The organism is Legionella worsleiensis (assembly GCF_001467535.1).
Classification (GTDB): domain Bacteria; phylum Pseudomonadota; class Gammaproteobacteria; order Legionellales; family Legionellaceae; genus Legionella; species Legionella worsleiensis.
This window is the reverse complement of sequence record NZ_LNZC01000006.1, coordinates 23,652-46,054: the sequence shown is the minus strand read 5'-3', so window position 1 is coordinate 46,054 and position 22,403 is coordinate 23,652. Positions and strand designations below refer to the sequence as shown.

The window sequence follows — 22,403 nt, the reverse complement described above, 5'->3', positions numbered from 1 at the left end:
TATCCGTAAAAAATGATGCTATTATGCTCTTTTTCATACCATATGGAAAGGTTATCCAGAAAGTAAAATTACTCAATAGCCTCGTAAGACTTGTTGATAAAACCATTTTGGGACAATAAAACCGCAATAGGCCTGGTAGAATCAAAATGAGCAAACACTATCATCATCATAACGGTGATAGGTACTGATAAAAACATTCCTAAAATACCCCATATTGCCCCCCAAAGACCTAAAGCAAACAGGATAACCAAAGGACTCAGATTCAGTGATTTGCCTAATAATTTGGGCTCAAGAAAATTACCTACAGCAAATTGGATGGCAACTATCCCTGAAGTGACCTCAATAAAGGGCAGCCAACTTTCAAATTGAATTAATGCCAAAGCCGCTGGAAATGCGGTGGCAACAATAGCGCCTATATTAGGAATATAATTTAAAAAGAAAATGAGTAAAGCCCAGAATTCTGCAAAATCCAGATGCACCCATTTCATGATAAGCCAACTGGACGTTGCGGTTATAAAACTCAAAAAAGTCTTGATACCAAGATAGGTTTGCGTGTCTTTGGTAATATGAGACACGATGTTTTTTACCAGTTTTCTGTGTTCAATCTGAGGAAAAAACGCATCGAGTTTTTGACTGAAATAATGCTGCTCCACAAACAGAAAAACAACATATAAAGAAATCAAAACAGCCGAGCTGGTTAGTGTAGTAAACACATTGTAGATATTAAGCACCATGGTCTGAATACTTAAATTTTTAATGATGCTGTCAATATCAGCAAAGGCCTTAATGTGGAATTTTTGCTCTAACTTATTCGTAATGGTGACCAGATTATCTTGGTATCTTGGTGCTGCTGCAATGACATCATTCACGTTATTACCGATGATATTGATTAAAATTTTCGCCATAATTGCCACCACGATGAGCGACAAGATCATACTGACCCAATTGGGAAATCGAAATCCGATGTAAGGAATACGCTGCATACCGCTATTTATGGTGTTTAGTAAATGCCAGATAAAGATTGCAATCACCAGCGGAATCAATAACCCACGACCAGCAATTAGCAAATAACCGCATATCCAGACCAGGATTAACGCTGCTGTAAAATTCATGATGCGGCTCATTATGCTTCAACTCCTGTTCTGGTTAGGTGCTTATTCGCCAGGAATATAATTTCCTGTTATCATTAATTTTTTTTTATCTGTTAATCATATCGTGCTGTCCCACTCTTGTGAATCCTTAGCCGGAGTAGGTCCAACTATTGCGGCAAAACTCGCTAAATGCGGTATTCATACCGTACAGGATCTGCTATTTCATTTACCCTATCGTTATCAGGACAGAACCAGAATAACACCAATTCAGGATTTACGCTCTAACGACTGGTGCGTCATTTCAGGCCATGTGTGCAAAACAGAAATTAAATACGGCAAAAAAATGATGTTAAACTGTTTTGTTGAAGATAAAACAGGGATTATAAAACTGCGTTTTTTTCATTTTAATAAACATCAAATCACCGCATTAAACAACAGCGCCAGAATTCATGCCTTTGGGGAAGTACGTGAATTTAATAATCAACTGGCAATGATTCATCCCGAATATCAACTTCTGGATGACGATGCTCAATGTCAAGTCAACGAAACGCTAACCCCCATTTACCCAACGACTCAGGGGTTAACCCAAACCCGCTTAAGACAATTAGTGCAGATTGCACTGACGCAGTGTGACGAAGAACTTTATCAACTGGAATGGATGAATGAGCTTCAATTACACGAATATCATTGCTGCAATTTGGGTGATGCCATTAAATTATTGCATAATCCCCCACCAGAAACTTCCTTACAGGCATTAGAAACTGGTAACCATCCTGCCTTGAAAAGGCTGGTTCTCGATGAATTACTAGCCCATCGTTTAAGCATGCAATTTGCCAGACTCTCCCGTAGCCAGCTGTATGCTCCTCTTATCCCTGTAGAAAATGAATTAAGTAAACAGTTTTTAACCGCCCTCCCCTTTAGCTTAACTCAGGCGCAACAACGAGTAGCCCATGAAATAGCGTTAGATTTATGTCAAACTAAACCCATGTTGCGATTGGTTCAAGGTGATGTTGGCGCAGGTAAAACGGTAATCGCAGCTCTTGCAGCACTCCAAACCATAGCCCAAGGCTATCAGGTCGCTCTTATGGCACCGACAGATCTCCTGAGCGAACAACATTTTAATAATCTGCGTCAGTGGTTAGAGCCCCTAAATCTCACGGTAATGCGACTCAGCGGAAAAATGAAAACCGCTGATAGACGAAAGGCATTAACCGCCCTTGCAGACACCAGTTGCCAAATGATTGTTGGCACCCATGCCCTGTTCCAGGACGAAGTGATTTTTTCCAGGCTGGGTTTGGTGATTATCGATGAACAACATCGTTTTGGAGTGGAACAGCGTTTGCAATTACAACAGAAAGGACAACAGGAGCAACACGTTCCTCATCAACTGTTGATGACTGCAACGCCTATCCCAAGAACCCTGTCCATGACCCATTTTGCTCATCTGGATATTTCGGTGATAGACGAACTTCCTCCAGGCCGCACGCCGGTAACCACAGCCGTATTAAACCAGGACAAAAGAGAAGCGATAATAGAGCGACTAAGAGCAGGAATAGCCAGTGGCAGGCAGGCTTACTGGGTATGCACTCTAATTGAAGAGTCTGAAAAATTGCAATGCATGGCTGCAACAGAAACAGCACGCCAGCTTCAAGACCTCCTAAGCTCAGTTCGAGTGGGATTAGTTCATGGTCAAATGAAATCTCAGGAAAAAGAAGCAACTATGTCTGCATTTAAATCAGGCGAAATAGATTTACTTGTCGCCACCACGGTAATCGAAGTAGGCGTTGACGTTCCTAATGCCAGTTTGATGATTATAGAAAATGCAGAAAGACTGGGGCTATCACAATTGCATCAATTACGGGGACGAGTAGGCCGAGGAACAGCACAATCTCACTGTCTTCTCCTTTATCAAGCCCCTTTATCACAACATGGCGCAGAACGCCTGAAAGTCATGCGCTCGACTCATGACGGGTTTGTTATCTCAGAAAAAGATCTGGAATTAAGGGGCGCAGGTGAGGTATTAGGTACAAAACAAACGGGATACAGACAATTTAAATTGGCCAACTTACAAAGAGATAAATCCTTGTTGTCACTTTTGCCACCATTGGCAAAACAACTTGTTAAAGACATGCCGGATGTTGCTCGTATCATTACGGTACGATGGTTGGGAAATTTTGAGCAATTTTTGCAAGGTTGAAAATAGTTTCAAGAAAACAAAAGTCAAGACTGTTTTTTAATTTTTTATTTGCTAAGATACATAAGTTTAATTTTCAAAAACCACGTTAACTTCCTGTGGATAAAATCTCCTCCTCTACTCTCACATTTTTAATACTCTCCCTCTTGAATTTTTTATAATCCTTATAAAATAAGGGTTATACTGCTTTTTTCATTCGTGCAAGCAACTAGCGGTTATCCACAAAATCTGTGGATAACTCTGTGGGTAGTGCCTAGAATACCTTGTAAAATCAGTACGAATCGTACCTGCTTGAGAACTTGTCATGTTTCCCCTCGTGTCGTGCAGAAAGATTGTCAACCACCCCTGCTCTGATGTTATGATGCGGTATTTTAAACATGGCAGAATGAATGAAGAAATACGTTTTCCAGCCAAAACTTTCTGGACGAGATCTTTGTTTTTTGCTGTACACTCACTCTTTTTAGAAGATTATCTTAATGATACACAACGAACGGTACTGGCAGGCCAAAAAAGTTACCCTTATAGGAGCATTAATCAATGCACTTCTTGGCGTCGTTAAATTAATAGGCGGTATCCTTTATCACTCTCATGCTTTGGTAGCCGATGGAATCCATTCCTTTTCAGATTTGATCACTGATGTGATGGTACTGTTTGCTTCAAAATACGGGAGCCTGGATGCAGATGATACTCATCCTTATGGCCATCAACGTATTGAAACAGCCGCTACTTTGATTTTGGCGCAATTACTCATACTGGCGGGTTTTGGCATCGCATGGGATGCACTTGATGAGTTAATCCACGCAACACATACCATGCCCAACTGGCTTTCTGTACCCATCATTTGCGCTTCTATTTTAGCCAATGAACTGCTTTTTCATTATACAAAACACATAGGACAGCGCATTAATTCGCCTTTGATTATCGCAAATGCCTGGCATCATCGTTCTGATGCGGCATCATCTGTTGTGGTTCTGCTTGGGTTAATTGGTAGCCTTGCCGGATTTGTTTCTCTTGACGCAATTGCGGCGATTATCGTGGGCTTGATGATCGTTAAAATGGGCTGGGATTATGCCTGGAATAGTGTGAAAGAGTTAGTTGATACTGCTGTTGACTCCGAATTATTATTGCAAATAGAACAGGTTATCCAAAGTATAGACGGGGTACAAAAAATCCATCAATTGCGCAGTCGTTTTATGGGAAATGATGTGTTGATTGACGTTCATATTCTCGTTTCGCCTAAAATATCGGTTTCAGAAGGGCATTACATCGCCCAACACGTGCATCACGCTTTGGTGCAACAAATTGCCAGTGTTCAGGACGTGACTGTTCATGTTGATCCTGAAGACGATGAAGTGTGTAGTCCATCGACGCATTTACCCGGTAGAACCGTCATTCAAGAGCAACTGTTAAAGGAAGTCGGCATTGATTTTCCACAAATAGTGTTCTGGAATGTCCATTACTTGAACGGAAAATTAAACTTAGACATTGCTTGCACTGAAGACTTTAATCAATGGCAAGAGTTACAAGATAAAGTTAATCGTGTACTAAAACTGCAACCCGACATAGAAGAAGTCAGATTATTTAGTTTGCGAAAAAAATTCATTCAATAAAATCTGATCTGGTAAATTAATCAGCAATTGCGATACTATATGCCTTTTGTAGCGTCTTTACCTGTGCTCACTCTTGCTGCACAAGCGAAGATGTAGTGATATGACTCAGATTTAAAGTAGGAATACTTCATGCTTGCGGCCACAAGTTTAAAAATTATCTTTGCTGTTTCAATTTATCTTGTCATCCTGATTGCAGGCTGGTACCCCTTCAGAAAACGCATTAAAGAAGATCAACACATTGATTTCCCAATTGGTGAAACTTTGGCTACAGGCGTATTTTTAGGCGCCGCATTGCTGCATATGCTCCCTGAATCCAACTCCTTGTTTAAAAGCATGGGCTACGAATACCCTTTTGCCTTTATTATCACCGGCGCTGTATTTCTGATTTTTTTATGGTTTGAACATTTAGGCAAGGAACTGTATCACCATCATAGTGCAGAGCACCCCGCTTTTGCAATTCTGGCCTGGGCTATGCTTTCTGTTCATTCCATAATGTTGGGAGCGGCGCTAGGTCTGGCGCATTACAACTCTATGATTATCATGTTATTTTTAGCAATAATCACCCATAAATGGGCTGAGAGTTTCGCTATTGCGGTTCAACTCAACAGAAGTTCCATGCAACCAAGAACAAGCCTTATCTTTTTTCTTTTATTCAGCTTCATGACCCCATTAGGAATCTATCTGGGTTGGTATTTTGGGCATGGCATAGAAACCAGCTCTGTATTTGACCCTATACTAATTGCCGCTTCTGCAGGAACATTTCTCTACCTGGGAACTTTACATGGACTAGAACGCTGCGTTATGGTTGAGCGTTGCTGTAATCTTTTGGATTTCAGCTTTGTTATTATCGGTTTTTTACTGATGGCATCGGTAGCTATTTATGTCTGACTTTAGTGATACTTTCTTATAACCCAATGGTTTTTCATGAAAATATAAGGAAATGAAATCGCTTGGGCCTGCCTCAGGGTAAACGCATCTAAACGTATTATCTAAGACCAGGACGCCTACGTTCTGCGCTTTATGCGCAGAATCCAGATCTTTGCCTGCACTAAGATCGCATGGTTCCTGCGCATAAAGCGCAAGACGTAGGCAAAATGGTGGAGATTTATGTTCATAATTAGATGCGTTTGCCCTAGGGCCTGCCTCAATTTATGAGACAACCAGAAACTTATTTGGTTATCCCCACTGTCAGGATAGATATATAAAAGGGTGTTACATATGCAACAAATACCAATAAAATAATCGTTAATTGAAGACAGACCCTAAGTGCTTTTTACCTTAGAGCCGTTGCGATTTAATTGTTTTTTTAATACTAATCAGGAATGAATATGCAAATAGCCAAAATCCAAGCACGTGAACTTTTAGATTCCCGGGGAAATCCTACGGTTGAAGCAGATGTGATTTTAAGCAATGGCATGACAGGAAGAGCGAGCGTTCCATCTGGAGCCTCGACTGGATCACGAGAAGCCTGTGAGCTAAGAGATAACGACACAACACGTTATCAGGGCAAAGGGGTACTTAAAGCGGTATCGCATGTTAATAACGAAATCAATCAGGCACTTGCCGGAGCGAAAGTTGATGATCAGGAACGTTTGGATGCAATTCTGTGTGATCTTGATGGAACTGAAAATAAATCTCGTTTAGGTGCCAATGCAATTCTTGCCGTATCCCTGGCTTGTGCCAAAGCAAACGCTCTCTATCAAAATAAAGCACTTTACGCCTGTTTGAATCAAGGCGAAAACATGTCCATGCCAGTACCTATGATGAACATACTCAACGGTGGAGCGCACGCTGATAATAATGTGGATATTCAGGAATTTATGATCATGCCTGTTGGCGCATCGGATTTTCCTAATGCGCTGCGCATGGGCGCAGAGATTTTTCATACCCTGAAATCAGTACTGAAAAAACAAGGCTTGAGTACATCAGTAGGAGATGAAGGAGGATTTGCTCCCGATATAAAATCCAACAGACAAGCATTGGATATGTTGAGTGAGTCTATTGAAAAAGCAGGATATAGACTTGGTGAAGATGTCGTTTTTTCTTTGGATGTTGCCGCATCCGAGTTGTACAAGCAAGGACTGTATCATATGACTTCAGAACAGCAGGTTTTTGACTCAAATCAACTGATTGATTATTACGCCGACCTGGTTGCCAGCTATCCTATAGTCAGTATAGAAGATGGTCTTGACGAGAAGGATTGGACTGGATGGAAGCATTTAACTGAACGATTGGGAACAAAAATTCAACTCCTCGGTGATGATCTTTTTGTTACCAATCCAAAGATTCTTCAGGAAGGCATTGATCAGAAAATCGCTAACGCCATCCTGATTAAGGTAAATCAAATCGGAACCTTGAGCGAAACTCGCCAAGCCATTAAATTAGCGCATCAAAACGGTTATCGCTGCGTGATGTCGCATCGCTCTGGTGAAACAGAAGAGACGTTTATTGCTGATCTGGCTGTAGCTACTGGATGCGGACAAATTAAAACAGGATCATTATGCCGTACTGACCGAACTGCAAAATACAATCAATTAATACGCATTAATGAATCAGCTCATCTCCCTTATGCGGGTAAATCAGTACTGTCTCATCGGTCTTAAGAGTGTTTCATCGCTTTTATTTTTCTCAAACAACAAGCGCTTATCCATCAAGGCCAAGCGCAAATTTCCTGGTGCCTCGACGTGTGCGAGGCTAAATATACCGATTTAAAAGTTTAGTATATTGCTCCGAAACACAATTAAGGAATACAATATTATTTAGACATTTTAATAGGCAAATATTATGCGTCCTATATTGATTATCCTCATCATTGCTTTGGTTATCTTGCAACACAAGCTTTGGCTTGGTGACGGAAATGTCATTGAATGGATTAATTTGGAAAAAAAGCTCGAAGATCATCAGCATGAAAATCAAAAACTCGCCGCCCGAAACAGAGCCCTGGAAGCAGATATTAAAGAATTAAAAAGGGGTGAGCAAGCCCTTGAAGAACAGGCACGCTACGAATTGGGTATGATTAAAGAGCACGAGACTTATTATCAATTTGTCGACTAAAGCTGGATAACTCTCGTTAAGAAGCATTCCACCTTACTCCCCACAAATCAGGTTTTTCCGCATATTTAGCCCAAACTGGCAATGATGTACTTAATACATAAATTATCTGAGCGTTAAAATCCTGAATAGGGATCGCATAAAATTAACACCATACAGTGCAGTCAGAAAATAGACAAATTTCTTTTATACCGGGCTACTCGAACTTGCCGGGTGGTAAATTTCATCAACTGAAGTTATGTTATTATTTACCACCTCTTCAAAAAAACGAGTTCGTTCAGGCTTTAAGCGAGCGCCATATCGATTATTTGATACAACAGCACGATCTCCGGCAATAAAATCATAGCCACTTTTCTCGCGGTTACCCGTAACCGGATGAATTAATTCATCGGATGCAATAGGACTTACCTGTGAAAAGCTCGCTGTATGAAGCAGCTCTTTAACAGAATATATCAACGGTTCAGCGGTACAATAACTTTGGTATTCCAGCAATGTGCCCCTAGATGCATTATGAAGCGCCTTTATTACATCAAGCATCTCATCGTCTGAGGGACGATAATGGCCGCTATGATTGGTTATGGTAACCAAATCACCGCATTTAAAAACCAGGCTTCCAGATGCCAATACCTTTTTGCCATTAGCCATAGCGGAATGATGCAATGATTCGTTGATGATCAATTGAGGAGATTCTTCACAGGTTAAAATGAAATGATAATGATTGTCAGGAATACTATTCCCACAAGCCGTAACAAAAGTTTGCAGTTCTTCAGAATAGTGTAACGCAAATATTTTTTGCAGTTTTGGAGATAAGTAAAAATTATCCGGATGATCGTATGAAAGAAGCCGCATGGCTTTTCGTTCTATTTTAAACTCTGGTTTCATGGACAATCTGGAGTGAATCAAATGACCAAAATACTTAATCAATTCAGGATAGATACTACGTGGCATAATGGGTTAAATGGCTGATTAAATATCCATTATAACGTCCAATTCTTAAGTTATTATTAGCTTATGCCTCTTTTAAAGAGATATTTCATGAAATTCATCAACACACCAGGTGATATTTTTAGCCCAAGAGGCGATTCAGAAAAGGATTGATTACGAGCTGCTGATTAAATTGCGATATAATCATGAGGTTCTGATGGTGGGGTATTCCAAAGGCTCAAAACAAATCCTCCACCACCTGAACCGGTGGGTTTTACTGCGACAGCCCCCGCATCAAAAAGCGCATTCATGTGCTGTTGTAAACTCTCACTCACCAGTCCCCATCGAAAAAAACAAAGCGCAGCCTTATTTATAGCTTTTGCCAGGCGTTCTATTGCATCAACACCACCTGTTTCAAGTGCAGAACGACATTCTTGTACAGAGTCTACCATATCTAAATCTATCTCTTTGGCAACTGCCGGATCTTGTTGCCACAAATTGTGAACCTGTTGGATGCAATGGGATGTCATGCCTATTTGTTTACAGGAAGACAAAAACCATAATGGCTTAACCCTTGGCTGCAAGCTGCTGCATACCCCGCTTTTGAAATAAACACCCTCGTCTGATGAAACACCTGCTATATCAAGCCCACTACTTTTTCCATGAAAAAGATGCTCTAATTCTTTAGCAAACTGATTGCATAAAGTAGACTCAACCATATTTTGTTGGCAAAACCAACGACTCATGGCGACACAAAGAGAGGCGGAAGCCCCCATACCAACGCCCACAGGAATTGTACTTTCTAATTCAAAATGACCATTTATCTGGTTTAAAGAGCGACCCAAAAGCTTCATGCCATGCTCCAGCACACTCCAGAACAATAAATGAGTATCCTGGCCGCATACTCCTGAATAATCTGCGCTTAAAGAAGATGATTGAGCACTGTAGCGCAGTCTTAACTGCCTTTCTTTAAGTGGAAACACCAAGGCTTCATGTCCTCTAACTACCGCATGTTCTCCAGCCAAAATCCATTTGCCGTAGGTGATTGTTTCAAAATCATAAAACATCGTAGTTACCCAATAAATATTCTGACTTAAATTGTCGTGCCTGCTCTGCTTGATCGGGACGATAAAGTAAATGAATGTTAGGGCCTGCATCCATGGTGACTATGGGACCATCTCCTTTAGTGTTCCAATGAGCCTCGAGAATACGCAAAAGTTCCAGGCATTGTGTCGATATATAAGAAAAAGGATTTGTGCATGAACTGAACAAATGATGCATGTCCTGAAATTCACGCCAGCAAATGGTAAAAATGTGCTCCCAATCCTTATTCATCAGCGCATCAAGCAACAATTTTAAACGCTCTTCAGCCCTTTGTGGCCTATCAGCATAAAAAGGACTCGATTTTACTCGTTGATGCGCCTCACTGGACGATACTTTTTTTTCTGCGCTACTGACAACAATCACTTGATGAATCAGGTTGTCATAGGGAAGCTCAATCCCCTTCACCTCATTTCCTTCCCATAATGCCCAGGGTGAAAAAAAAGAACGACAGGATGACCCAGACCCCAATCGACTTAATTCGGCTTGTTCATTATCTGAAATTAAGGGTTTATTGGTTAATTCTGTAAGAGCTCTTACAGCACATTTGGTCAGTGCCGCAAAACTGGATGCCGAACTGGCCAGCCCACTGCTGTGCGGAAAATTATTACTGGATTGAATTAAAAAACTACCTCGGTAGCCAAAATAATTCTTTAACATGACCAGGTGATCTATGTATCTTTTTTGGCTGGCTAAAGACAATACAAACTCAGGCGCTCCAGGGATATTTAAAGGTTCCCAAACATCCTTTGGCGCAGAAATTTGTTCCAGTCTTACCGTGGTTAAAAGATGATTTAAAGTATAGGATAATGAAGCATTATCAGGCAGATTTGCGCCGCCCTCCTTCTTACCCATGTATTTAATCAAAGCAATATTAGCGGGTGCCTGAGCAAGCCACTGCATAAAACGTCTCCTTGAGATCAATGACCCGGCGCATCATTCCATAAAATCTTATGTAGCTGCAATTGAAAGCGAACGGAGATATTATCTTCCACAATCCAGTTAGCAAGATCAGTTGGATTCAGTTGATTCCAGCTGGGTGAAAAAAGCAATTGTACCCGATCTGCCAAACCATGTTCTTTAACCAAAGCACAAGCCCATTCGTAGTCATTACGGCTGCACAGAACAAATTTGATTTGATCAGAGGGTTTTAGATAATCCAGATTAGCAAATAAATTTTTATCTACCTCAAGGGAGTCAGGTGTTTTCAAATCCATGACTATCATTACTCGTGAATCTATTTTGGAAATATCGCGAGCACCGCTGGTTTCTATAGAAACCTGATAGTTCTCATCACACAGACGCTCCATTAAGGTAAGACAACCTGGTTGAGCCAAAGGCTCACCACCGGTAACACAAACCCGTTTGCAATTGAAGGATGCAATAGTTGCCAGCACTTCATCAAGTTCTCGAACTGTACCGCCGCTAAACGCATAGGCGGTATCACAATATTGGCAGCGCAAAGGACAACCGGTTAAACGAACAAATACCGTAGGCAAACCTACAGTAACTGACTCTCCTTGTAATGAATGGAATATTTCCGTTATTCGCAATTGATTACCAAGGATTTTCATAGCGTTTTAATAGCCTCCAGTTTGTTTTGCGCCAATTGAGCGGTTGAAGTACCAGGATAAGTTTTAACTACCAATTGAAATCTTCTGCGAGCCTCTTGATTGTCCCCTTTTGCAACAAAGGCATATCCAGATTTTAAAAGACTGGCGGCTGTTTTATTCGATGAGGGAAATTTTTGCAACACTGTTTCAAAATGCTCTATGGCTTTGGGATAATCTCTTTTAACCAGATACAATTCTCCCAACCAATATTCAGCATTTGCCGTATACCCACCATTAGGGTATTTTTGGGCAAATTTTTCCATAGCTACTAAAGCATCATCGTAGCGTTTTTTTTGTACTAACTCATAAGCAGCCAGGTAACTGATTTGCTCGTCTGCGGGATTGGCGCGTGAAACCTCAGCCACCGGTGGAGTTGGGGTCAGCGTTTTTGTAGGTTTATTAAGAGCGATGCCTTGCCCATTGGTGTGTTCCGCAGTTGATGCGGAGCCTAGATTCAGATCAGTTGCCGGTTTATTCTGAACCATTTTTCCTGATGCATTACCTATTCGTGCATCTAAATCTTTATAAAATGCAACCTGTTGCTGCTGCAACATTTTCAAATCGTGTGCCTGAACTTCCAGTTGGCCACGCAACTCCTGAACCTCTTGTTGTAGACTCAGTATCTTGTCTATGAGTTTGGCATTATTACTTATATTAGTCGTACTGCTGGATTGATCATCTTGAACTAATGCAGGGCCATCATCAGAGGGCATGTCATCCATGGAATAACGCTGGTTTTGTGGATCATCCAGATCGGCATTTTCTATAACAGGTTCATCATATTTGGGATGACCAACAGACGATTTTTTAACCGTCTGTTGTCCATCAAAAAGTGCAAAATTATCACTATCGTCCACCACAGGTGCTTCAGACCAAACAGCCAAAGGAAGCATTACTGTAAAACAAGCAGCGATAATGGTTTTTTTGCATCTAATCATCTTGTTGCCTCGTAAGTAAATTCAACACGTCTGTTTTGGGCGTGAGATCCTTCATCATGGCCATAATTTGCAGGTCTTTCCTTACCGTAGCTTACAACACGCACCTGGTGTCTGCTCACACCGGCCATGAAGAGAATATCAGCTACCGTGTTAGCGCGATGCTCACCCAAAGCAACGTTGTACTCACGGCTACCACGCTCATCGGTATGACCAGCTAATAATACTCGCGCACCAGAATGGGTTTTCAGGTATTCAGCCTGAGCATTCACTGAAGGCAAATATTTGGATGCCAGAGTACTGTCGTCATAAGAGAACAAATAAAGTTGGTTATGGGGTGCCTGGGTAGTATATGATTCACCGGGTTCCTGACCAGCAAAATGAGTCATTTGACCTAAACCCTGAGCAGTAGCATCCGCATCGCTTATTGAAGCACCATCAGCACTTCCTGGCGTTTTGGAACAGGAAACGACTAACAATGCACCTGCAGCAAGCAGTCCCAATCTTGATATTAAACCGGCTTTCATCCTCAATCTCCTTTAGTTCTTTTTATTATTAAAAAAACACTCATGATGTTTATGGAGAGCCATTGTACAATTCTTTTTATTTTTTGGCTATTCCTGAGTCATTTTTTATATGTGAAATAACAAAAGCTACAGCTCTGGCAGTGAACTGCAATGACGCTTTGTTAGCTGCAACAACACCCGCATAGGGAGTATCTGCCTGACACGGTATGTGTTGACTGATAATTTGAGAGCCAATTACTTTGTTATCTGCTGTGCGAGTAAGTACCACTTTCACATCAAACTCCAGGATACTGGGTTTTTTTAGAAAATTTTGATCCAAAGTCAACAGTTGAGTATCGAGGCGATAATCGGCTTGTTCGCTGTAGGGACTTGAGGTAACCGCATAAAAATAGCCCGTTCTTTGTAAACTCTGAACCAATAAGGGAAATAACATATCAGCAGGAGGCGAAGCCCAGGCATTTTTCACGAACGCTTCAAGCTGGTAAGGTTTTTTAATGTACATCATTTCTTCAGTCTGAAATCCGGCAACAGCTTCAGGTGCCGTAACCAAAATAGAGAGATGATGTGGTTTTGCAACCCATTGCCTGGAACTAAAGGAGCTCAGTTGATACTCATTAGTTACGGGTGTTTTCACAGGAGAGCAACTCATCAGCACAAGACACATAATAAAGAGATTAAAAATTCGCATGGCTACTCTCCTGGACCAGGTTTAGGTGGTTTGGTTCCACGGATAACTACAGATGGGTTTTGGCGCATTTCATTACTTACCTTTTCAAGGTTAGCGGATATCGTATTTAATCGGCGTAACAACTGAACCGCAGGCGGAATCGTTTGCTGGGAGATTTTATCCACAGCAACTTTTCCTGCATTCATGGTTTTGGATACACTTTGTCCGGCAGCACCAATTTCATCAGCCATTGTATTAAACTTTTTGACTCCTGCTTTTAACTCCTGGAGTATCTGCGGAAAATCAGTACTGACCTTGGCCATGTTTGCTAAAAACACATCTGCGCTTTTAAGGCTACTGTCTATATTCGAGCTGTTGGCTGCAATCACGGCAGAAAATTTGTCAATATTGGCCAGGGTGTTACGAACATAAGTGGCGTTTTCTTCGTTAAAGATGTGCTGCGCCTGATCACTCACCTTGTTCACATTTTCTGAAACTTCCTTCAAAATAGCATCGAGTTGATTGAACAATGACGGTTTTGCAGGAATGACAGGATAAGGTTCTCCTGGCATTTTTTGCAAAGGAGTCAAGTCAGAGGAACCTGCGGATAATCCGATAAACGTTACTCCGGTTATTCCTTGCGATATTAAGGTCGCAGAAGTGCTCGTGGTTATGGGTATCCCCTTTTCTATGCTTAAAGTTAATTCAACTTGTCGGGGATCATCAATATTCAGTTTTATCTTTTTTACAAAACCAACCTGAACTCCATTATATTTTACCGGCGAGTCTTCGCTTAATCCTGATACAGACTCACGAAGGTAAACGGTATAGAAAGTATAAACTTTCTGGTTAAAGCCAACAGACAACCACAATGCGGCAGACAAAAGCGCTGCCATAAGAATGAGTACGGATAGACCGACTATGGTGTAATTGGTTTTTGATTCCAAGTAACCTGTCCTCCAGGTTGATACTGTATCCAGTATGTATCTTAAAATTTGCTAAAATAATCAGCAATTAATGGGTTTTTATTACGCATTAATTCTTCTATAGGTTCCACGCTGAGAATTCGCCCATCACCAACAAATGCTACTTTATCAGTTGTTCTTTTTAACGATTCTATATCATGACTTATCATCACAATAGTCAAATTCAAAGAATCTCTTAAAAAAACCACCAAATCATCAAATAACCGTGCACCTCGCGGATCCAGTCCGGTTGTCGGTTCGTCCAGAAACAACAATTCAGGATCCATGGCTATAGCTCGAGCCGCAGCTGCCCTTCTTTGCATCCCACCGCTCAACTCCGAAGGCAATTTACCCGCTGCTTCATTAGGTAAACCGACTAATGAAATTTTTAAACGTGCCAGTTCTTCAACAAATTCATGATCAAGCTGGGTAAATTCCCGCATGGGAAACATCACATTTTCCAAAACAGTCATGGCAGAAAACAAAGCACTGTGCTGAAACAACATTCCCCAGCGCCGACGAAGCTGAAATGCTTGTTCAGAGTCAAGATTCAGAACGTCCTTTCCAAATACTTTAATACTACCCGCAGCAGGTTTCAATAACATCAACAAACACCGCAATATGGTTGTCTTACCGCTGCCTGAACCTCCGATTATTGCCAGTATTTCTCCTTTTTCGACCGTAAGATTAACGTCTTTATGCACCCATTGGCCACCCAGATAATTCTTTAATCCCTTAATTTCAATAACCGGCTCGCTCATTTAAAGCCCCATCCAGCTGTAAATTACAGAAAAGGCAGCATCTGCAATAATAATCAGGAATAACGCCTGAACCACGCTTTTAGTCGTCAGACTGCCTATGCTGTCTGCGGTTGCTTTTACTCTGAACCCTTGAAAACAGCCTACCAAAGCAATTAACAGAGCAAAAACCGGTGCTTTATACAAGCCTAACATCATCTGAGACAAACCCACATCATTCTTCAAGCGCATCAAAAAGTCATCAAAACCAATTCCTAACATATGTTTGGACATAATCATGGCACCCAATATGCTAAAAATATCAGACCAAAAAATTAACAAAGGAAAAACAATAAGCAAACCTATTACCTTGGGAACCACAAGTAATTCAGTTGGCGATAGCCCCATAGTCAACAAAGCATCTATTTCTTCATTTATTTTCATACTGCCAATTTGCGCTGTAAAAGCCGAGCTGGTTCGACCTGCAACGATTATTGCCGTAATTAAAGATGCAAATTCTCTGAAAATGGCCATACCGGATAAATAGGCAATAAAAATATTGGCGCCATATGTAGCTAACTGCAAACCCATTTGATACGCCAGAACCACTCCAATCAAAAATGAAAGCAAGGCGACAATAGGCAATGCTTTAAGACCGGCTGAATCAATATTGGACATAATACTGGGCAACTGAAAGCGACGCCAATTCCCCAAAGCCTGGAAAATTCGAGTACTCAAATCACCAATTAAAATAACAAGCCCATCAATTTGAACCAGTTTATTTTCAGCCTCTTTGCCTATTTGATAAAGCATTCCTTCTTCAGGATGAGGAGGAATTTGATAGGTAAGACTGTCTTTTTTTGATTCGACCAATTGCAGCAGCTGGTTTTGAGCTTCAGAAAAATGAATTAATTCAACCTGATTACCTTGTTCTTTTAATAGGTCAGTACATTTCATTAATGCCAAAGCCCCGGCACTATCAAAATGACTGATTAAATGACCATTAATTACTACTTTTTGTGATTGAGGAAGCCCACTGAATTTGAATTTTTGGGTTAAACCATCAAGAGCCAAAACAGACCATGCGCCAGAGCACTGAAATGTGGCTTCATCCTGATCAAACACAATTTGAGCGCTTTTTTGTTCCATAGTCTCTGACTAAAATTAAATACTCCTAGCATAATACAGAAAATCCCGAATCTGCAAAACTAATAAACCATGTTATCATGATATTATCCCTTCTTCAGGTTTATTTAAATGCAGATAAATGACCTAAAAAAATTTCTTAATCAAGCAGAACAGGATTTAAACAAATCCAGTGAATTACTCAATGAGCTTGCTCATACGCAGTATCTGAGACAACCCCTCACCCCAACTGATCCAGATACTATTCATATCATGCAACTCATGTTGCAATACAGACTGGACACGCAAAAAGCCCTACATCAACTCTCAGGGATTCAACACTATCTGCTGCAATTATTGGGAATAGAATCACAACATTCTGATCTTTTAAACCGTGAACGCCTGGCTTTTGCCCTTGGCAGCGATGATCTGCAACACGTATTAACCATGCTCAATCATTTGTTGGACTCTCTGCTTCGCATTATTGCCCACAACCAACTCAAAGAAGTGCTGGATAAAAAGAAAGCGCTGGAACGTGTTAAACAACAAAAATTACAAGAAACGATGATCAGGGTTCTGGACAAACAGAACTCTTTTGCAACTAAAATGGACGAGTTCAAACTGGCGCTTCATCAGCTTAGCGGTGCGCTGCATGAGGGAGTAATCTACGATCATATTGCAGCGCTACAAGGACCAATTTCCCGCTTTTATCAAGCACTACAAAATGGCCTGGCGTTAATCAAAAGCCTCAACCCCGAGCCAGAACACGCACCCGATTTACAGTATCAGCCCGCACAGAAACCAGACCAAAATCTTAGCTTGTTTCATTCTACCCCATCGCACCAAAAACTGTTTAAACCCCTAACAAAACACACTGAACCCGAATACCTTGAACAGCGAGCGTCCACAAAGCGGCTGGGGCATTTTTTTAATCACTAAAGAAGTTTATGAGTAGAGTAAATTACAGCGAATTTATAAAAAAGCCCCGGATAATGACTCTCCGGGGCTAATTAGAAATGAATAATTACTTGGAAGGGGCTTGATTTACAGACAGATTCTCAAGGGATTCTTTAATTGCATCTACTTTGCTTCCCGAATCAGTGCTGGTATTAAACAAAGTGACCTTACCATGATATACCGATCTCGCAGCAATAACTACCGCACCAATACCGGTTAGGGCAATCAACAAATTGGCTAAAATGTTTTTTAATCCTCTGTGTGTTTTTAACTCTTTCACATCCTTATTCTCATCATTGAGTAATGTAATGGATTGATTTTTAAATTCATTAAGAGTCATCTTACCAGTGATGTAATTAAGACGGTACGATTGTAGTGTAGCTACTATGCTCTTCGCAGCGTCTATTGCGTTACGATTACTTGGACCTCTAATAGCCAGTTCTTTGATCTTAAGGTGTAATTGATTGATGCAATTAATTACAGCTTTTGTTTCTTTTACTCTTTCACCTATGAATGGTCCTTTATCGTTATTTGATAAAGGATGAACATCAACATTAAGACTCTCTTCACTCTGCATAGGGTTATCTAAATGTTGTTCCACTGGAGGATTTTCTTCACCCTGCATGGGGTTAACTAATTGTTGTTCTGTAGATATAACAGATCTTGGCTTGGGAAAAGCACGTTTCTTTTCTGCTATCAGCAGGTTTATTCTGCTTCGAAGTTCATTCATTTTTTGGTCGTGATCTGGTGAGTAATTGACAGGCGTTTCAGGACTTGTAGTGCTTTTAGGACTTCTTTGGGCTTTATTAACTGAAGGTAACAAACTTTGGAGTTCTTGATAAGAATTACAATTCTCTAATTTGGAAATAGCATTTTCCAGTCTAGTGCGTTCCGACTTATTACGGTTTGCAAGAGAATTCATGTTTCGACTTTTGTTTCTTCCCATTTTTTACCCCATCACATTGTTAATGCATAATAGATGTTCACATTGTACTCTTTTTATTTTCACATGGCAAGTCAAAAAATACAATTAATGCGTATTTTATTGCCATATAATTAAATAATTGTTTTTGAGCGGGTAAGTGCCTTTTCAAGGCTTGCTCCACAATATTCTGGATGAACAGAATTTTTTTTTAAAAATTAAATAAATAACAACCCAATGTGCCTTAAAAATATACTATAATTATAAGGTTCATGCGTTTTGGAGTTGAAAATGGAACACTACGCACCTAAAAGCACCTCGTTAATTAAGTTCTTTGCTCTTTTAGCTTTACTAATAGGCGCTTTGGTTTTTGTGTCACCAGCAAAAGCAGATTCAAGAGAATTAAATCCTACTCTTCCTAAAGTAGTTCCCACTCAAGTTTCATGGGTTGTTTATTACGGATACGGATACAGACCCTACCGTTATTACCACCCATACCGCTATTATTACCCTTACCGCTACTATTATCCTAATCGTTATTACAGACCCTACCGCCATTATTATCGTTGGTAATTAGCGCTATGGATAAAGCATGGAAAAGGATTGACCCCCATCAGACAGCTGCTCGAAAGAGCGTTTGATGGGGGTCAAATACACAATTTAAAGAAAAACACGCACGCTGAAGCTGGTATATTTTGAATCAGGTAGTTTGGTTTCTTTCTTTATGATAAAATCACCCCAATTTTTAAGAACCCCTAATATCAGGTATGCAAAACGATTACACCGAGTTTGAACAACGCAAACAAGATCATATTGAACTCGCCCTGATGCCCGCTAATCAGAGCAGTAATTTAAACCCTTTTGACAGGTGTTACCTAATTCACGAAGCGCTGCCCGATATAAATTTTAATGAAATCTCCATACAAAGCACTCGCTTTAAACGCCATGTAGACACGCCTTTTTTTATCAGCTCCATGACCGCCGGGCATGCTAAAGCTCCAGAGATTAACAGAAGGCTTTTAGAGGCTTGTGCTGAGTCTAAATGGGCCATGGGGGTTGGTTCACAACGCAGAGAACTCACCGATAATCAGGCGGCTTTCGAATGGGCGCCTCTGCGCCGTGATTTTCCTGACACCGAATTATTCAGCAACCTGGGTATTGCTCAAATAATCAACACACCCTTAGCAGCCATTCAAAGACTTGTCGATTCACTCCAGGCTACAGCGCTCATTATTCACTGCAATCCACTCCAGGAATGCATCCAACCAGAGGGAACAACAGAATTTAAAGGCTGCTGGAATGCCCTGAGCGAACTGGTGCGCTGCATTACCGTTCCTGTAATTGTGAAAGAAACAGGGTGTGGTTTTTCGCCCAAAACATTAATGCGATTAAACGAAACCGGCATTTGTGCGGTAGACGTCAGCGGCGCCGGAGGCACCCACTGGGGACGAATTGAAGGTCATAGAGCAGCGAAAAACTCAATCCAGCATCGCACAGCAAATACCTTCATGAATTGGGGTATAGATACCTTGCAAAGCGTTAAAAATGCAGTCCAAATCAATCCTCACTTTGAAGTTTGGGGTTCAGGTGGAGTACGTCATGGTCTGGATGCCGCAAAATTAATTGCGCATGGCGCAACATCTGTAGGATTTGCCAAGCCGCTATTAGAATCTGCGTTACAAACAACAGAACACGTACTGAGCACTATGCGTACCATTGAATATGAATTAAAAACAGCCATGTTCTGTACTGGTAGCCAAACCCTCAGCGACTTAAGGGAGAAAGTATGTCTTTAGTTCTAAATGCCCATGAATTGTTTTGTGGTTTTTCCAAATTATCACGAGAAGAGCGTTTTCAGCGTCTACTTGCCTTAGGCGCTGTCACCCAGGAAGACATCGCTTTTCTTCAACAAGGCGGAATTAAAGACCTTAATCTGGCAGACAAACTGATTGAAAACGTCATAGGCTACTTTCAATTGCCTTTAGGTGTTGCGACACATTTCAAAATTAACGGACGAGATTACGTTATTCCCCTTGCTGTTGAGGAAACCTCGATTATAGCCGCTTTATCCAAATCAGCAAAATGGATAAGACAACATGGCGAGATTATTACTCGTGTAGAAGGCGACTGTATTATTGGGCAAATACAATTGGCGAAAATAAACGATTATCAACGATTTTCACGTATTTTTGAAGAAAATCGCCAGGAACTCATTCATAAAGCGAATAAAGATGTTGCTGCGAATATGGTAAAAAGAGGTGGAGGAGTTGTTGATTTACAATTGCGTCAGTTAAAAAGAGAAGACGGCAAGGATATGGTGATTATTCATCTCACCATGAACAGTTGTGATGCAATGGGTGCCAACATTATCAATCAGGTTTTAGAATATTTGAAATCACCCCTAGAGCAATTAACGGGTGAACAGGTCACCATGTGTATTCTGTCTAATTTAAACGATCAAAAATTAACAACCGCACAAGTCATCCTGCATAATATAGATCCTGTTTTAGGCCATAAACTGCAAGAAGCCTCTCTTTTTGCAGAACTGGATCCCTACAGAGCAGCAACTCATAATAAAGGGGTAATGAACGGTATCGATCCCGTGTTAATCGCAACAGGGAACGATTGGCGTGCAGTTGAAGCTGGAATACATGCCTATGCAGCACGGTCGGGACAGTATCAGGCCATCACTCGATGGCGTTATCAGGATAATGTGTTAACAGGAGAATTAACCGCACCCATTATAGTTGGCACAGTTGGTGGAGTAACATCGTTGCACCCTACTGCAAAAATGTGCCTGCGCATGATGGATATTCGCTCAGCTAATGAATTATCCCAGGTCATTGCTGCCGTAGGGCTTGTACAAAATCTTGGGGCCATTAAAGCCTTATGTACTGATGGGATTATTCAAGGACACATGAAATTGCATATAGATAATCTGCTGATGGTGGCAGGAGCCGATGAACAGGAAATGCCCATACTCAAAGAGCGCTTGCAAGAATGGTTGTATACGAACAAAAGAGTAAGCCTTAACAATGCCCATGAGCTTTTAGCCAAAATAAGAGAAGTGCCCGTCGCTCTATGAAATGGTTTATTCCTGCAAAAACATTTCTGGTAGGCGAGTATGTTGCGCTGACTGGTGGCTCAGCACTAATCCTGACTACATCCCCTTATTTTGAGGTTTCATTAACCGACCAAGAAGAAGACTCAGCAATTCATCCTTTGTCACCAGCCGGGATCTGGTGGAGCAAAGCACAAGTTAGCGGGAAATTTTTAAACTGGAACGATCCTTATAATGCCTGTGGCGGCCTTGGTGCATCCAGTGCCCAATTCCTGGGAAGTTATTGGGCTTCTTGTCACTTGCAGCATAGTATTCCTGATGAAGCCACCATGCTGGAAGCCTATTACCAAAGCGCCTGGTCTGGCGAAGGATTAAGACCCAGTGGATACGACGTAATAGCCCAAGCCAGAAAAGGCTGTGTTTTTATTAACAAGCAAGACAACCTGACGCATTCCTATCCATGGCTGTTTGCAGATTTGTCTTTTCTAATTATCCATACCGGAAAAAAACTGGCAACACACCATCATCTCCTAAATACTCCCTTACCCGGTTCAATAAACGAATTATCGGCTGTTGTTAATGATGCAAAGCTTGCTTTTGAACAAAAAGACAGCGACAAACTGGTTCATGCCGTTAACGCTTATCACCGCACTCTTGCCGAATGCAACCTGGTCGCCGAGCACACCGCTCACATGATCAATGCACTTAAATCCTTTCCAGAAATTTTAGCCATAAAAGGATGTGGCGCTCTTGGCTCTGACACGATGATAGTTTTAACCAAACAGCACCATAGAGACATCCTAAAGCATGACATTGAGCGCAAAGGCTTGCACGTACTGGCAACCGAGGCAGATCTTACCTGTTAAGAAACTCCTCCCCCTAACCTGAAATATATTCCCAAAAATACCTCACGTACTCCCGCT

22 protein-coding genes are annotated in these 22,403 nt (G+C 41.1%); 10 read left to right on the top strand and 12 right to left on the bottom strand.

What is annotated here, in order from left to right:
• Window positions 1–68 precede the first annotated feature (68 nt).
• Complete coding sequence (locus Lwor_RS03995) at window positions 69–1,124, bottom strand: AI-2E family transporter (protein WP_058492619.1); 1,056 nt, start codon at window positions 1,122–1,124, stop codon at window positions 69–71.
• Window positions 1,125–1,215: 91 nt separating this feature from the next.
• On the opposite strand from Lwor_RS03995, the gene recG reads away from it, so the two are divergent.
• From recG to ftsB, 5 genes are all read left to right on the top strand, one after another.
• Window positions 1,216–3,288, top strand: a complete 2,073-nt coding sequence (gene recG, locus Lwor_RS03990) for an ATP-dependent DNA helicase RecG (RefSeq protein ID WP_058492618.1) — start codon at window positions 1,216–1,218, stop codon at window positions 3,286–3,288.
• 473 nt (window positions 3,289–3,761) lie between these two features.
• Complete coding sequence (locus tag Lwor_RS03985) at window positions 3,762–4,895, top strand: cation diffusion facilitator family transporter (RefSeq protein ID WP_058492617.1); 1,134 nt, start codon at window positions 3,762–3,764, stop codon at window positions 4,893–4,895.
• 129 nt (window positions 4,896–5,024) lie between these two features.
• On the top strand, window positions 5,025–5,783 hold the full coding sequence (locus Lwor_RS03980; protein WP_058492616.1) for a ZIP family metal transporter: 759 nt from the start codon (window positions 5,025–5,027) through the stop codon (window positions 5,781–5,783).
• 440 nt (window positions 5,784–6,223) lie between these two features.
• Window positions 6,224–7,498 carry a phosphopyruvate hydratase gene (gene eno, locus Lwor_RS03975; RefSeq protein ID WP_058492615.1) on the top strand — a complete coding sequence of 425 codons (1,275 nt, stop codon included), beginning with the start codon at window positions 6,224–6,226 and terminating at the stop codon, window positions 7,496–7,498.
• Window positions 7,499–7,679: 181 nt separating this feature from the next.
• Window positions 7,680–7,949, top strand: a complete 270-nt coding sequence (gene ftsB / locus Lwor_RS03970) for a cell division protein FtsB (RefSeq protein ID WP_058492614.1) — start codon at window positions 7,680–7,682, stop codon at window positions 7,947–7,949.
• Window positions 7,950–8,132: 183 nt separating this feature from the next.
• Here the strand turns inward: ftsB and Lwor_RS03965 are convergent, their stop codons facing one another.
• From Lwor_RS03965 to Lwor_RS03920, 10 genes are all read right to left on the bottom strand, one after another.
• Window positions 8,133–8,828: a hypothetical protein gene (locus tag Lwor_RS03965; protein ID WP_147279845.1), complete on the bottom strand. Its 696-nt coding sequence runs from the start codon at window positions 8,826–8,828 to the stop codon at window positions 8,133–8,135.
• 230 nt (window positions 8,829–9,058) lie between these two features.
• Window positions 9,059–9,937, bottom strand: a complete 879-nt coding sequence (locus Lwor_RS03960) for a mevalonate kinase family protein (protein WP_058492612.1) — start codon at window positions 9,935–9,937, stop codon at window positions 9,059–9,061.
• Window positions 9,927–10,874 (bottom strand): diphosphomevalonate decarboxylase, encoded by a 948-nt coding sequence (locus tag Lwor_RS03955; RefSeq protein ID WP_058492611.1) that lies wholly within the window; start codon window positions 10,872–10,874, stop codon window positions 9,927–9,929. The genes Lwor_RS03960 and Lwor_RS03955 overlap by 11 nt, the downstream gene beginning before the upstream one ends.
• A 17-nt stretch (window positions 10,875–10,891) precedes the next feature.
• Window positions 10,892–11,545, bottom strand: coding sequence for a 7-carboxy-7-deazaguanine synthase QueE (gene queE, locus Lwor_RS03950; RefSeq protein ID WP_058492610.1), 654 nt, complete (start codon window positions 11,543–11,545; stop codon window positions 10,892–10,894).
• Window positions 11,542–12,522: a tol-pal system protein YbgF gene (ybgF, locus tag Lwor_RS03945; RefSeq protein WP_058492609.1), complete on the bottom strand. Its 981-nt coding sequence runs from the start codon at window positions 12,520–12,522 to the stop codon at window positions 11,542–11,544. The genes queE and ybgF overlap by 4 nt, the downstream gene beginning before the upstream one ends.
• Window positions 12,519–13,046, bottom strand: a complete 528-nt coding sequence (pal, locus tag Lwor_RS03940) for a peptidoglycan-associated lipoprotein Pal (protein WP_058492608.1) — start codon at window positions 13,044–13,046, stop codon at window positions 12,519–12,521. The genes ybgF and pal overlap by 4 nt, the downstream gene beginning before the upstream one ends.
• A gap of 76 nt (window positions 13,047–13,122) precedes the next feature.
• Window positions 13,123–13,734, bottom strand: coding sequence for an ABC-type transport auxiliary lipoprotein family protein (locus tag Lwor_RS03935; RefSeq protein WP_058492607.1), 612 nt, complete (start codon window positions 13,732–13,734; stop codon window positions 13,123–13,125).
• A gap of 2 nt (window positions 13,735–13,736) precedes the next feature.
• The gene (locus tag Lwor_RS03930; protein ID WP_065235836.1) at window positions 13,737–14,660 is read right to left on the bottom strand and encodes an MlaD family protein; all 924 of its coding nucleotides are present in this window, start codon (window positions 14,658–14,660) and stop codon (window positions 13,737–13,739) included.
• Window positions 14,661–14,701: 41 nt separating this feature from the next.
• Window positions 14,702–15,439 carry an ABC transporter ATP-binding protein gene (locus Lwor_RS03925; protein WP_058492606.1) on the bottom strand — a complete coding sequence of 246 codons (738 nt, stop codon included), beginning with the start codon at window positions 15,437–15,439 and terminating at the stop codon, window positions 14,702–14,704.
• Window positions 15,440–16,564, bottom strand: coding sequence for an MlaE family ABC transporter permease (locus Lwor_RS03920; protein ID WP_058492605.1), 1,125 nt, complete (start codon window positions 16,562–16,564; stop codon window positions 15,440–15,442).
• A gap of 108 nt (window positions 16,565–16,672) precedes the next feature.
• On the opposite strand from Lwor_RS03920, the gene Lwor_RS03915 reads away from it, so the two are divergent.
• Window positions 16,673–17,479, top strand: coding sequence for a hypothetical protein (locus Lwor_RS03915; RefSeq protein WP_058492604.1), 807 nt, complete (start codon window positions 16,673–16,675; stop codon window positions 17,477–17,479).
• Between the two features lie 85 nt (window positions 17,480–17,564).
• On the opposite strand, the gene Lwor_RS03910 is transcribed toward Lwor_RS03915, so the two are convergent.
• Window positions 17,565–18,443, bottom strand: coding sequence for a hypothetical protein (locus tag Lwor_RS03910; RefSeq protein ID WP_058492603.1), 879 nt, complete (start codon window positions 18,441–18,443; stop codon window positions 17,565–17,567).
• Window positions 18,444–18,710: 267 nt separating this feature from the next.
• On the opposite strand from Lwor_RS03910, the gene Lwor_RS13425 reads away from it, so the two are divergent.
• From Lwor_RS13425 to Lwor_RS03895, 4 genes are all read left to right on the top strand, one after another.
• Window positions 18,711–18,992, top strand: a complete 282-nt coding sequence (locus Lwor_RS13425; protein WP_083501571.1) for a hypothetical protein — start codon at window positions 18,711–18,713, stop codon at window positions 18,990–18,992.
• Between the two features lie 194 nt (window positions 18,993–19,186).
• Window positions 19,187–20,215: a type 2 isopentenyl-diphosphate Delta-isomerase gene (fni, locus tag Lwor_RS03905; protein WP_058492602.1), complete on the top strand. Its 1,029-nt coding sequence runs from the start codon at window positions 19,187–19,189 to the stop codon at window positions 20,213–20,215.
• Window positions 20,206–21,504 carry a hydroxymethylglutaryl-CoA reductase, degradative gene (locus Lwor_RS03900; RefSeq protein WP_058492601.1) on the top strand — a complete coding sequence of 433 codons (1,299 nt, stop codon included), beginning with the start codon at window positions 20,206–20,208 and terminating at the stop codon, window positions 21,502–21,504. The genes fni and Lwor_RS03900 overlap by 10 nt, the downstream gene beginning before the upstream one ends.
• Window positions 21,501–22,346, top strand: a complete 846-nt coding sequence (locus Lwor_RS03895; RefSeq protein ID WP_058492600.1) for a mevalonate kinase family protein — start codon at window positions 21,501–21,503, stop codon at window positions 22,344–22,346. Before Lwor_RS03900 ends, Lwor_RS03895 begins: the two co-directional genes overlap by 4 nt.
• Window positions 22,347–22,403: the final 57 nt, after the last annotated feature.